The sequence below is a fragment of the Citrobacter sp. Marseille-Q5395 genome (assembly GCF_947057495.1).
GTDB lineage: Bacteria > Pseudomonadota > Gammaproteobacteria > Enterobacterales > Enterobacteriaceae > Citrobacter > Citrobacter murliniae.
Window position 1 is genome coordinate 729,652 of the sequence record NZ_CAMSEL010000001.1, and the last position, 12,087, is coordinate 741,738.

The following is a 12,087-nucleotide window of genomic DNA, read 5'->3' on the forward strand; positions in this document are numbered from 1 at the left end:
CTTTATGTGATTTGCGGCGGGTTTAACCCGCTAAATGTTCCCGTTTCAGATACTCTTCGCTTTGCATCTCTTGCAAACGCGACAAGCAGCGCTGGAATTCAAACTTCAGGCGTTCACCCTGGTAGATCTGATATAAGGGGGATGCCGCACTCACGACCAGTTTGACATGGCGCTCGTAGAACTCATCAACCAGCGCGATAAAACGCCGTGCTTCGCTCTCCATCAACGGTGTCATCACTGGTACATCAGATAACAGCACCGTATGGAACAGGCGCGACAACGCAATGTAATCGTGCTGACTACGCGCATCGACGCAGAGCGTGGTAAACGAAATCGCCAGCGTTTGGTTTTCTACGGCTAACGTCGGCATCGGGCGATGGTTTATCTCCAGCGTCGGAGCATGCTCACCTTTCGCGCCCGCTAACGCCAGCCACAGTTTATCCATCTGCTGCTGAGTTTCATCATTAAGTGGCGATAACCATAAATGCGCTTGCGTTAACGTACGCAGACGATAATCAACGCCAGCATCTACGTTCATGATGTCGCAATACTGTTTGATTGCCTCGATAGCGGGCAGAAAACGTGCGCGTTGCAAGCCATTACGATACAGCTCATCAGGCGGAATATTAGAGGTCGCAACCAGCGTGATACCACGGGCAAACAGCGCTTTCATTAATCCACCGAGCAGCATCGCATCGGTAATATCTGAAACAAAAAACTCGTCAAAGCACAGCACATCCGTCTGGGCTTTAAAACGGTCGGCAATCACCTCCAGCGGGTCACTTTGACCTTGCAGAGCGGTAAGTTCTTCATGCACGCGCAGCATAAAGCGGTGAAAGTGCAGACGCTGTTTACGTTCACCCGGCAGGCTATGGTAGAACAGATCCATCAGCCAGGTTTTCCCACGCCCCACTCCCCCCCACATATACAGCCCGCGTACCGGCATATTTTCCGTCGGCTCACGTTTACCCAACAATTTACCAAAACGGGCCATCAGCCCACTCTCCTGCGGCACAGGACGTGTTCGGGTTGTGAGTTCCTGGAAAATAGTTTCCAGCCGATTCACAGCTTCTTGTTGTACGTTGTCAGGTTGATGGCTGCCGTCGTTGAGGGCCTGCAGGTAACGCGATGTCGGGGAAAGGCTTTGCATGATGTTATTGTTATTCCTTGAGAATCGATGTGCCGTCGCTCACGGTTGACGAAAAAAAGGCCGTTCTACACTACGCGATATAAAGACGGGATTCCACTTCTACGGGATTAGCGGTTATAGTGGCATAATCAGGCGCAGGCATGGAGCCTAAAGCCAACACCCTACGGAAACAAAAGACAACGGGAGATGTTCATGACCTGGGAATATGCGCTAATTGGGTTAGTCGTCGGTATCATTATTGGTGCTGTAGCCATGCGTTTTGGTAATCGTAAATTACGCCAACAGCAGGCATTGCAGTACGAACTTGAAAAAAACAAAGCTGAGCTGGAAGAGTACCGTGAGGAACTGGTGAGCCACTTTGCCCGCAGCGCTGAGCTGCTGGACAACATGGCGGACGACTATCGTCAGATCTATCAGCATATGGCGAAAAGCTCCAGCAACCTTCTTCCAGGTATGTCACCGGAATCCAACCCATTCCGTAATCGTCTGGCAGAGTCTGAAGCAGGCAACGATCAGGCTCCGGTTCAAATGCCGCGTGACTATTCCGAAGGGGCGTCCGGCCTGCTGCGTAGTGGCGCAAAGCGCGACTAACTGCACATCGTTAAGAAATTTATTGGGCGCAGCAATTGCGCCCTCCGCTTCTCTTCCCTTCCCAGCTATTATTTAGTCGTTAGCCGCATTGTGACCAAACCCAAAATTCAATAACATCAAACTGTTTTGAATCATCTTCCGTTTACTCAAGGTACGAGAGCAGGATCAATGAAAAAACAAACCCAGCTGTTGAGTGCATTAGCGTTAAGTGTCGGGTTAACTCTCTCGGCGCCGTTTCAGGCCATTGCGTCGATACCCGGCCAGGTTCCCGGTCAGGCAGCGCTCCCCAGCCTCGCCCCAATGCTGGAGAAAGTGTTACCTGCTGTCGTTAGCGTGAGGGTCGAGGGTACCGCCGTTCAGGGACAGGGACAGAAAGTCCCGGAAGAATTCAAAAAGTTTTTTGGCGATGAACTGCCAGACCAACCTTCGCAACCGTTCGAAGGTCTGGGGTCGGGAGTTATTATTGACGCCGCAAAAGGCTATGTTTTAACCAACAATCACGTCATTAATCAGGCACAAAAAATCAGTGTCCAGCTTAATGATGGCCGCGAGTTCGACGCCAAGCTTATCGGTAGCGACGATCAGAGCGATATCGCGCTACTGCAAATTCAACACCCCAGCAATCTGACGCAAATTGCCATCGCCGACTCCGACAAACTGCGTGTAGGTGATTTCGCCGTAGCAGTCGGTAACCCGTTCGGACTGGGACAAACGGCAACTTCAGGTATCGTATCGGCGTTAGGCCGTAGCGGTCTGAACCTGGAGGGTCTGGAAAACTTTATTCAGACCGACGCATCTATTAACCGCGGTAACTCCGGCGGCGCATTGCTGAACCTGAATGGTGAGCTGATCGGTATTAATACCGCCATTCTGGCTCCGGGCGGCGGCAGTATCGGTATTGGCTTTGCTATCCCAAGCAACATGGCGCGCACGCTGGCTCAGCAGTTGATGCAGTTTGGTGAAATCAAACGCGGCCTGCTGGGTATTAAAGGCACGGAAATGACTGCCGATATTGCCAAAGCGTTCAAACTGGATGTGCAGCGCGGCGCGTTTGTCAGCGAAGTTCTGCCTGGCTCCGGCTCTGCGAAGGCTGGAGTGAAATCCGGTGATGTCATTACCAGTCTCAACGGCAAACCGCTCAACAGTTTCGCTGAACTGCGTTCGCGCATCGCGACAACCGAGCCGGGTACCAAAGTTAAACTGGGACTGCTACGTAACGGCAAACCACTGGAAGTTGAAGTCACCCTGGACACCAGCACATCGTCATCTGCCAGCGCAGAAATGATTGCACCTGCGCTACAGGGGGCAACGCTCAGCGATGGTCAGTTAAAAGACGGCACTAAAGGCATCAAAATTGATAACGTCGAAAAAAGCAGCCCTGCCGCGCAGGCCGGTCTGCACAAAGATGACGTTATCATCAGTGTTAACCGCGATCGCGTGAACTCGATTGCTGAAATGCGCAAAGTTCTGGAAGCGAAACCATCGATTATTGCTCTGCAGGTGGTACGCGGTAACGATAATATCTATCTGCTCCTGCGTTAACCTATGCGAACCGGACATCAGCCTGCCGTGTGATGTCCGGTAAACTCGTGATATGCTGCTGCCGTTCCCTTTTTTAATGACGCCGCCATCATGTTTGTGAAGCTTTTACGTTCGGTCGCGATTGGTTTAATCGTCGGCGCCATTCTGCTGGCCGCGATGCCCTCTCTGCGCAAAATTAATACGCTTTCCGCACCACAGTTCGACAGTGCAGATGAAACACCCGCCAGCTATAATCCGGCGGTTCGTCGCGCTGCGCCTGCCGTGGTTAACGTTTACAACCGCAGTATGAATAGCACGACGCATAACCAGCTCGAGATCCGTACACTCGGCTCGGGCGTTATCATGGATCAACGCGGCTATATCATTACCAACAAACACGTTATCAATGATGCCGACCAAATCATCGTCGCTTTACAAGATGGGCGTGTGTTTGAAGCCCTGCTTGTCGGCTCCGACACGCTGACCGACCTTGCGGTACTAAAGATCAACGCTTCTGGCGGACTGCCAACCATCCCAATCAATAACAAGCGCGTTCCGCATATTGGCGATGTCGTTCTCGCCATCGGGAACCCGTACAACCTTGGGCAAACAATCACCCAGGGGATCATCAGCGCCACCGGTCGTATTGGTTTGAACCCAACAGGGCGGCAAAATTTCCTGCAAACAGACGCCTCCATCAACCACGGTAACTCGGGCGGCGCGCTGGTCAACTCGTTGGGTGAGTTGATGGGTATTAACACGCTGTCATTTGATAAAAGTAATGATGGCGAGACACCTGAAGGGATTGGTTTTGCCATTCCGTTCCAGCTGGCAACCAAAATCATGGATAAGCTGATTCGTGACGGACGCGTTATTCGTGGGTACATCGGTATTAGTGGTCGTGAGATTGCTCCGCTGCATGCACAGGGCAGTGGGATGGATCAAATTCAGGGGATAGTGGTTAACGAAGTCGCCCCGGATGGTCCGGCAGCGCAGGCAGGTATTCAGATTAACGACCTGATTATATCGGTCAACAATAAACCTGCGGTATCAGCCCTGGAGACCATGGATCAAGTGGCTGAAATTCGCCCCGGGTCGGTTATCTCAGTCATTGTGATGCGCGATGATAAACAGTTGACGCTCCAGGTGACGGTTCAGGAATACCCGGCAACAAATTAGTATAATTGGGATGTAAAAAAACCGGAGATTACTCCGGTTTTTTTATACGTCAAACCTGATGGCAACGCAGAAGCGTCTTATCTGGTCGACACGAAAGCATTACTTAACGAACTCTTCGCCCAAAGTAATATCTTTCTTCAGCGTGTCCAGCATACCTTCCAGCGCATTCTGTTCAAATGCACTCAGTTTACCGATGGACTTGCGCTCTTCCACACCATTTTTGCCCAGCAGCAGCGGCTGAGAGAAGAAGCGCGCATACTGGCCATCGCCTTCAACGTACGCACATTCCACTACGCCTTTTTCGCCATTCAGGGCACGAACCAGTGACAGACCAAAACGTGCCGCAGCCTGACCCATAGACAGGGTTGCAGAACCGCCACCAGCTTTAGCTTCCACAACTTCGGTACCCGCGTTCTGGATACGTTTGGTCAGGTCAGCAACTTCCTGCTCGGTGAAGCTCACACCAGGAATTTGTGACAGCAGTGGCAGAATGGTCACGCCAGAGTGTCCACCAATTACCGGAACTTCAACATCGGCAGGCTGTTTGCCTTTCAGTTCCGCAACAAAAGTGTTGGAGCGGATGATGTCCAGCGTAGTTACGCCAAACAGTTTGTTCTTATCGTAGACGCCTGCTTTTTTCAGCACTTCTGCAGCGATAGCAACGGTCGTATTCACCGGGTTAGTGATGATACCAATACATGCTTTTGGACAGGTTTTAGCAACTTGCTGCACCAGGTTTTTCACGATGCCTGCGTTAACGTTAAACAGGTCGGAACGATCCATACCCGGCTTACGCGCGACACCCGCAGAGATCAGAACCACATCAGCACCTTCCAGTGCAGGGGTGGCATCTTCACCGCTGAAGCCTTTGATTTTCACAGCAGTAGGGATATGGCTCAAGTCAACGGCCACACCAGGAGTTACTGGAGCGATGTCGTACAGGGAGAGTTCTGAACCTGAAGGCAGTTGGGTTTTTAACAGTAATGCTAGCGCCTGACCGATACCACCAGCAGCGCCGAGGACTGCAACTTTCATCCTAAACTCCTTATTATATTGATAAGCAAAATGTCTATTGCTCCGCGGCGGCGACCTTAATTCACAAATCCAACGAATTCAATAACCACGCGTCAAGAATGCGTAGTCACGCAAATTTGGCTTTTATGCATTTAACTTACGTAAAATAAATCCTAAGTTACGTAATTCAAAACAACCGCCCAGTAGAGCAACTTTCCAACAGGTGTTGACAATATACCCTACCGCCCTCTCAAAACAACATCAATTTGATAACATTTAATTTACTTTTAATCTTATTTGCGAGCCGTGACACAGGCATGTTTCTTGATAACGAAATTTGATAAAATTCCGCTCTTTCATAACATTATTTCAGCCTTGAACGAGGCAGACCGTTTGCATAAAAATTCATCTGTATGCACAATAATGTTGTTTCTACCGCCATATTACGGGTGACTTATGCGAAGCTCGGCTAAACAAGAAGAATTAGTAAAGGCGTTTAAAGCGCTGCTCAAAGAAGAAAAATTCAGCTCTCAGGGCGAAATCGTCCTCGCGTTGCAGGATCAGGGCTTTGATAATATCAATCAGTCCAAGGTTTCACGCATGCTGACCAAGTTTGGCGCAGTGCGTACCCGCAATGCAAAAATGGAGATGGTGTACTGCCTCCCGGCAGAACTGGGGGTTCCAACAACCTCAAGCCCGCTGAAAAATCTGGTACTGGATATCGACTATAACGATGCTGTCGTGGTCATTCATACCAGCCCAGGCGCAGCACAATTAATTGCCCGCCTGCTGGACTCATTGGGTAAAGCGGAAGGTATCCTCGGGACGATTGCCGGAGACGATACCATCTTCACCACCCCAGCGATGGGCTTTACGGTAAAAGATCTGTACGAAGCTATTCTGGAGCTCTTCGAACAAGAGCTGTAACCCCTTCCCCGTCGCATCATGCGGCGGGGGAAAAACCTTCCTTTCATACCCACGCCACTGTTTTTCACTACTAATCATTTAACAGATAGTGCGTTTAACCGCTATAAAGCATTCACATAGTGAATGATAATCATCAAAAACGCACAAATTGCAAAATCACATATCAATATGATTTTATTGAACTTATTTTAATCCCGGTGTACTGAAGCGTATTTTTAATTCCGTTTGGTTATAAAAAATATATTTTTTAACCCATAATACCCGACGAAACCATTAGCGTGGTATTAATTTACTGAGTGATTAGTGTATACTTGATTCTGTGATGAGGGTCACGAAACGAAGACCCCAATAAAAGTATTCGACGAGGTAAATATCATGAAAATCAAAACTACTGTTGCAACCTTAAGCCTTCTGTCTGTTATCTCTTTCGGCGCAAGCGCTGCGGTAAATCAGGTGAACTCACAAGAAGCACAGAATCTGCAATCCATGGGTACTATCTCTGTGTCTCAGATTGGTAGCTCACCAATGGATATGCGTCAGGAAATTGTCGCCAAAGCAGAAAAAGCGGGCGCCAGCAGCTATCGCGTTACTGAACTCCGTGAAGGGGCTCACTGGCACGCAACTGCTGAACTGTACAAATAAACCCTCGTCGTCTAGTCCGACGACTTGCCCCCGCTGCCGGGGGCTTTTTTTATCTCTTAAGATGAGTGACGAACGTTAAAGCGCAATTGCCCTTCCAGCTCTTCTTCCGCTTCATCAAACAGCAAAATCAGCGCGCCATAGCGTCTGCGTTGCTTATCCGGCAAATGCACAAACTCAATCTCCAGCGGCAACGGCAATACTTCCCCGACAACCACTTCCCACAGAGAATCTAAGTCACTGACCTTTTCCCGGGCCAGGCCGAAGGTACGCGTAAACTCCCGGTAGAAATCACTTTGATCTTCAATCTCGTCAAAATCAAACGTATAGATATTCATCTATAGCCACCATCCCGCCGTCGGTTACTCTACAGACCACCAATATGCAAGGTCTTCACTTGCAGAAACTCTTCTAATCCAAGCACCGATCCTTCACGCCCTAACCCCGACTCTTTTACCCCACCAAATGGCCCCAGCTCGGTTGAAACGGCACATTCGTTGATACCAATCATGCCGCTTTCAATGGCCTGCGAAACGCGGAATACACGCTGCAGGTTTTGCGTATAGAAATAAGCAGCCAGCCCAAAAGGAGTATCGTTAGCGCGCTGAATAACTTCGTCTTCACGACTAAAGCGGAAACAGGCCGCGACGGGTCCGAAAGTTTCTTCACGGGCAAGTTTCATCTCTTCGTTGCAATTGCTCAGTACCGTTGGCTGCCAGAAGTTACCGCCCAACGAATGCGCTTTTCCTCCCGCCAGAACCGTCGCACCTTTTGCAATAGCATCTTCAACATGTTCCCGCACTTTATCTACTGCCGAAGGCTCGATCAGCGGGCCAACCACCACACCGTCATCCAGACCATTACCCACCTTCAGCGCCTGGACAGCATCCGCCAGTTTGCGGGTAAATTCGTCATAGATGGATTCCTGAATATAGAAGCGGTTAACACTAACGCACACCTGACCCGCATTACGGAATTTGTTAGCGATGGCCCCCTGCACCGCGGCATCAATATCGGCATCATCAAACACAATGTATGGGGCGTTGCCGCCCAACTCCATCGAGACTTTTTTCATCGTGTCGGCCGCGTTACGCACCAGCGTTTTTCCGACAGCGGTGGAGCCGGTAAAGGAAATTTTACGCACTTTATGGCTAGCCATAATTGCATCACTGATTTCCGGGGTATTGCCCGCGACAGCGTTAAGCACCCCATCGGGCACACCAGCCTTTTTCGCCAGCGTTAGCAGCGCAAACGCGCTGAGCGGCATATTGTTGGCCGGCTTAATCACCCCGGTACATCCCGCAGCCAGCGCGGGCCCAAGTTTGCGTGTCAGCATCGCCATCGGGAAGTTCCACGGAGTGATCGCAGCGACTACACCAACAGGTTCACGGGTAGCGAGAATTCGCGAGCCTGGTTTAATCGGAGGGATAATCTCACCATTAGCGCGTTTGGCCTGCTCCGCAAACCACTGAATAAAGCTGGCGGCGTACTCAACTTCACCTTCGGCTTCTTTCAGCGGCTTCCCTTGTTCAATGGTCATCAGACGCCCCAGCCAGCTTTTGTTTTCGAGGATCAGTTCATACCAGCGATAGAGGATTGTCGAACGCTCTTTCGCCGTTTTTTCGCGCCACGCCGGAAAAGCGTTTGCGGCAGCAGCAATCGCCTCTTCAGTCTGCTGCTTACCCGCCTTCGCCACCTTTGCAATGACCTCCCCCGTCGCCGGATTTACCACATCAAAGGTGGTATCCAGGGTCTTCCACTGCCCATTAACCAGATATCCCGTCTGAAAAAGTTCACTCTCCTGCAGTCCAGGCATAGTTTTTTCCTCCTGATGTCATGGCTTACGCACATCGAATAAGTATAGCCATAAAAAAACCGACGCTTCTGGCGTCGGTTTTTAACTCTTAACTGCTGGTCAGGGCGTGCTGATATTTGTGCAGCATACCCGTAAGCCGTTTTACAGGCTCCGTCACCTGAGGCGGGGCTTCCCAGATGTTTAATTTTTCCTGATAGATATCAAGCTCCTCAAGCAGCTGACTAAAGTAGCGTCGGCGTTTGTCGTCATTTCCAGCTGAAATAACGTGATCGGCAGTACGACGGAGCTGACGATGAAACGCAGATAAATCCTCATTTACCGGTACAGGTGCATCACGCAGACGCTGGTGAGCGATGATCATCGTCAGCGCCAGACGAAACTTCGCCAGATCGCCGGGAAATTTATTCATCAGTAAAAACAGTTGCTGATAGAGCGCCGGAAGGTGATTCTCTTTTCGACGAACCATATTAGTGGTCATAGCGGAGACTGCGGCTGAAACAAACTGATTGAGCAGCACGCGACCTGTTCTGTCACGGGAGTTATCACGCACCAACAGAATCACAATAAACGCCAGCACACATCCCACAAGCTGTCCCAGCGCACTGTCGAGGAACTGGCTAAAATGGAACGTCATCGGGTTATCCAGCACGATAATGTTAATCGTGCTCGCCAGCGCCCCCATGGAGCCCAAACGCCGCTTCTGTACCTCGATACCGAGGAAAAATCCCAGCACAGCAAGGCTCAGGCACAGTAACAACATACTTTGCTGGGTATTGGGGATAATCACCAGAAAATAGAGCGCCCCCAAAGGTAATGCTGCCAGCGTGCCGTAGATAAAGTCTATCGCTACCATACGTGGATTGGGTAAACGCATTGCCAGTGAGGTAACGACCGCAATCATCACCATCGCGCCACTACCTGACGTCCAGCCGGTCCACAGCCAGAACAAGGTTCCCAGCACACAGGAAAGCGTGGTACGCCAGAAGTTGACCATCGCATGGTGACGTTCGGCGGATTCCACTTTCACTACCGGCTCACCCTGCAGGATCTCTTCTTCAATCGCACTAATTTTGGTATTGCTGACAACACCGCGTTTGAGCAGCAGGTAGCGTGTCGCAGCACCTGCCCAGCTATATATCGTCACCGGCGTGTCACGCTCGCCGGTCCAGACAATCACGCGCCGCATCCTCTTGAGTTGCTTATGTACGTCCTGCACCGTTTGAACTGGCGTATCAAACAGCTCACGGAAGGTGTCCGTAATCAGGTCCGGTCGCGTGTTCTGGATAAGATAGGTTTCACAGGATTGGGTAATGAGCGTCAGCGACAACGTGTTCAATGCTTTAAGTCTGCGGTTGGCGCGTACCCAGCGTGAGGACTCCATGTTCAGGTTGCTGCGCATACCTTCCAGCGCCGCAGTACGACGGACTAAATCCCCCCAGGCTTTATCCACTTCTTCACTGTCGCCGTGCTTAATGCACAGTTGCATAAGTTGATACTGCGCCACCAGAAGGCTGTCCAGCTCGACATCGATCTCCTGCTTCACTGAACGGGGTGAAAAGAGCAGATCGGCTACAATAGCGCAGACGATCCCCATCACGATCTCGCTGCAGCGTTCGAGCGCAAATTGCGGCGTCAGCAATGGTTCCGCCTGAATGGTAATGACGATTATCAGCGCCGTGTAGCCCGAAAGCCCCCAGGCATAGGAATTCTCGATCTTCACCAGCGAGGAGAGCCAGGTACAAAAACCGGCCCAGATGCAGCACACCAGGATCATCAGCAGCGGCGCACGGATCATGCTGATAATAATGATCAGTGCGGCAATACAGCCAATAAATGTTCCGACAATACGAAGCATACCGCGATAACGGATAGCGCCGGAATAGGGTTCTCCACCCGCAGCAAAGGCCGGGCCAGCCGCCACAATTGCCGCAGTCAACACCGCCCAGCGCGGTGTCTCAAGTTGAAAGTGAAAGCCAACAAACAGCGCCAGCACAATGGCGCATGCCAGTTTTACCGCAAAGCGGATATGCTGATTGGCAATGGAGAAAATACCCATCACGATTAACCAAACTCGCGCAGGCGATGCGCTATTTTACGGAAAAACGACTCCTGGCTGGCATCGCGATCCTGCTTACCAGTAATGACGACGGTGGCCGTAGTACCGGCCGGCCACAGGGTGCCTTGCTGCTCATCCAGACGAATACGCACCGGCACACGCTGTGCCAGACGTACCCATTCAAGATTGGAATCAATGGTCGCCATACCTTTTGCATCCTGCGTACTGCTGGCATTCGTTACACCAGCCGCTACGCTATCAACGGTGCCTTTCAATACCTTATTACTGCCAAGTGGTGTTATTTCAGCACGATACCCCGGACGAACACCTTCCAGCTTGGTCTCTTCCATATAAGCCAGCACATAAAAAGAGTGCTGTTTTACCAACGCTACCGCCGTGGAGCCGCGGGTAATAAACTCGCCAGAATAGACGTTAAGGTTAGTCACCCAACCGTCGGCTGGGGCGCGAATGACCGTTCGTTCAAGATCCAATTTCGCCAGGTCGCGTGTCGCCTGCGCCTTTGCAAGCTGGTGCAATACGGTTTGCAATACGTTATTGGACTGGTCAATCTCTTCACGAGACATTGCCTGAACGCCAAGCCGGTTACGACGACCCGCTTCCTGGCGCTTTTCCTGTGCCAGTACCTGATAATAGGCGACATCCGCTTCAGCCTGTTCGAGGGCTTTCTTATAGCGCGGTTGGTCGATAGTGAACAGGACCTGATCCTTTTTCACCAGTTGGTTATCATGAACGTTAACATCAGTGATTAAGCCCGCGACATCCGGCGCAATTGCCACAACATCAGCACTGAAACGTGCATCACGCGTCCACGGCGATTCGGTGTAGTAGACCCATGCGCGGAAAATGGCGATAAAGGCCAGAATGACCAGTATGAGAGTCATGGCCGTGCGGGAGAGTTTTCTTGTTAGTGTTTTCACTTCAACCTCAAACGAACAGGCGCGTTATTAAATAGAAAAGACAGCAATACAGCGCGGTATTAAACAGAGCCGGATGCCAGACAAAATCATAGATGCCAGTCGGAACTAGCATCCGGCGCACCAGCCAGAAAATCGCCAGTGACAAAAGCAATTCGAAAAATATCGGTGGGAAGGAAAGACCAAACACCACGATAACGGGAAACAGACTCATGTTGACCTTGGTAGCTTAAGAGAGTGCAGATGATTGATTTTTTTA

12 protein-coding genes are annotated in these 12,087 nt (G+C 50.8%); 5 read left to right on the forward strand and 7 right to left on the reverse strand.

What is annotated here, in order from left to right; all coding sequences use genetic code 11:
• Window positions 1–22: 22 nt before the first annotated feature.
• Window positions 23–1,150: a cell division protein ZapE gene (gene zapE / locus OH663_RS03365; RefSeq protein WP_045448136.1), complete on the reverse strand. Its 1,128-nt coding sequence runs from the start codon at window positions 1,148–1,150 to the stop codon at window positions 23–25.
• 192 nt (window positions 1,151–1,342) lie between these two features.
• On the opposite strand from zapE, the gene zapG reads away from it, so the two are divergent.
• The 3 genes from zapG to degS all read left to right on the forward strand — a co-directional run bounded on the left by zapG (window position 1,343) and on the right by degS (window position 4,441).
• Window positions 1,343–1,741, forward strand: coding sequence for a Z-ring associated protein ZapG (gene zapG, locus OH663_RS03370; RefSeq protein ID WP_045448139.1), 399 nt, complete (start codon window positions 1,343–1,345; stop codon window positions 1,739–1,741).
• Window positions 1,742–1,909: 168 nt separating this feature from the next.
• Entirely contained in the window at window positions 1,910–3,283 is a 1,374-nt protein-coding gene (degQ, locus tag OH663_RS03375) for a serine endoprotease DegQ (protein WP_045448142.1), read from the forward strand.
• Between the two features lie 90 nt (window positions 3,284–3,373).
• Window positions 3,374–4,441, forward strand: a complete 1,068-nt coding sequence (gene degS / locus OH663_RS03380; RefSeq protein WP_200010091.1) for an outer membrane-stress sensor serine endopeptidase DegS — start codon at window positions 3,374–3,376, stop codon at window positions 4,439–4,441.
• Between the two features lie 99 nt (window positions 4,442–4,540).
• Here degS and mdh read toward each other — a convergent pair whose 3' ends face one another.
• Complete coding sequence (gene mdh, locus OH663_RS03385) at window positions 4,541–5,476, reverse strand: malate dehydrogenase (RefSeq protein WP_048220470.1); 936 nt, start codon at window positions 5,474–5,476, stop codon at window positions 4,541–4,543.
• A gap of 435 nt (window positions 5,477–5,911) precedes the next feature.
• Here mdh and argR point away from each other — a divergent pair, with 435 nt between their 5' ends.
• Window positions 5,912–6,382 (forward strand): transcriptional regulator ArgR, encoded by a 471-nt coding sequence (gene argR / locus OH663_RS03390; protein WP_045448150.1) that lies wholly within the window; start codon window positions 5,912–5,914, stop codon window positions 6,380–6,382.
• A gap of 375 nt (window positions 6,383–6,757) precedes the next feature.
• Window positions 6,758–7,024: a peroxide/acid stress response protein YhcN gene (gene yhcN, locus OH663_RS03395; protein WP_045448153.1), complete on the forward strand. Its 267-nt coding sequence runs from the start codon at window positions 6,758–6,760 to the stop codon at window positions 7,022–7,024.
• 56 nt (window positions 7,025–7,080) lie between these two features.
• Here the strand turns inward: yhcN and OH663_RS03400 are convergent, their stop codons facing one another.
• The 5 genes from OH663_RS03400 to aaeX form a co-directional block, all read right to left on the reverse strand.
• Window positions 7,081–7,359 carry a barstar family protein gene (locus OH663_RS03400; protein ID WP_045448157.1) on the reverse strand — a complete coding sequence of 93 codons (279 nt, stop codon included), beginning with the start codon at window positions 7,357–7,359 and terminating at the stop codon, window positions 7,081–7,083.
• A gap of 29 nt (window positions 7,360–7,388) precedes the next feature.
• Window positions 7,389–8,837, reverse strand: a complete 1,449-nt coding sequence (locus OH663_RS03405) for an NAD-dependent succinate-semialdehyde dehydrogenase (RefSeq protein ID WP_200010092.1) — start codon at window positions 8,835–8,837, stop codon at window positions 7,389–7,391.
• 88 nt (window positions 8,838–8,925) lie between these two features.
• Window positions 8,926–10,893 (reverse strand): p-hydroxybenzoic acid efflux pump subunit AaeB, encoded by a 1,968-nt coding sequence (aaeB, locus tag OH663_RS03410; protein ID WP_200010094.1) that lies wholly within the window; start codon window positions 10,891–10,893, stop codon window positions 8,926–8,928.
• A gap of 5 nt (window positions 10,894–10,898) precedes the next feature.
• Window positions 10,899–11,831, reverse strand: coding sequence for a p-hydroxybenzoic acid efflux pump subunit AaeA (gene aaeA, locus OH663_RS03415; RefSeq protein WP_045448166.1), 933 nt, complete (start codon window positions 11,829–11,831; stop codon window positions 10,899–10,901).
• Window positions 11,832–11,838: 7 nt separating this feature from the next.
• Window positions 11,839–12,042: a p-hydroxybenzoic acid efflux pump operon protein AaeX gene (gene aaeX / locus OH663_RS03420; RefSeq protein WP_003828816.1), complete on the reverse strand. Its 204-nt coding sequence runs from the start codon at window positions 12,040–12,042 to the stop codon at window positions 11,839–11,841.
• Window positions 12,043–12,087: the final 45 nt, after the last annotated feature.

Excerpts from the sequence above, each read along its gene's own strand:
- zapE (WP_045448136.1), bottom strand. The coding sequence starts at position 1,150 with ATGCAAAGCCTTTCCCCGACATCGCGTTACCTGCAGGCCCTCAACGAC.
- zapG (WP_045448139.1), top strand. The coding sequence starts at position 1,343 with ATGACCTGGGAATATGCGCTAATTGGGTTAGTCGTCGGTATCATTATT.
- degQ (WP_045448142.1), top strand. The coding sequence starts at position 1,910 with ATGAAAAAACAAACCCAGCTGTTGAGTGCATTAGCGTTAAGTGTCGGG.
- degS (WP_200010091.1), top strand. The coding sequence starts at position 3,374 with ATGTTTGTGAAGCTTTTACGTTCGGTCGCGATTGGTTTAATCGTCGGC.
- mdh (WP_048220470.1), bottom strand. The coding sequence starts at position 5,476 with ATGAAAGTTGCAGTCCTCGGCGCTGCTGGTGGTATCGGTCAGGCGCTA.
- argR (WP_045448150.1), top strand. The coding sequence starts at position 5,912 with ATGCGAAGCTCGGCTAAACAAGAAGAATTAGTAAAGGCGTTTAAAGCG.
- yhcN (WP_045448153.1), top strand. The coding sequence starts at position 6,758 with ATGAAAATCAAAACTACTGTTGCAACCTTAAGCCTTCTGTCTGTTATC.
- OH663_RS03400 (WP_045448157.1), bottom strand. The coding sequence starts at position 7,359 with ATGAATATCTATACGTTTGATTTTGACGAGATTGAAGATCAAAGTGAT.
- OH663_RS03405 (WP_200010092.1), bottom strand. The coding sequence starts at position 8,837 with ATGCCTGGACTGCAGGAGAGTGAACTTTTTCAGACGGGATATCTGGTT.
- aaeB (WP_200010094.1), bottom strand. The coding sequence starts at position 10,893 with ATGGGTATTTTCTCCATTGCCAATCAGCATATCCGCTTTGCGGTAAAA.
- aaeX (WP_003828816.1), bottom strand. The coding sequence starts at position 12,042 with ATGAGTCTGTTTCCCGTTATCGTGGTGTTTGGTCTTTCCTTCCCACCG.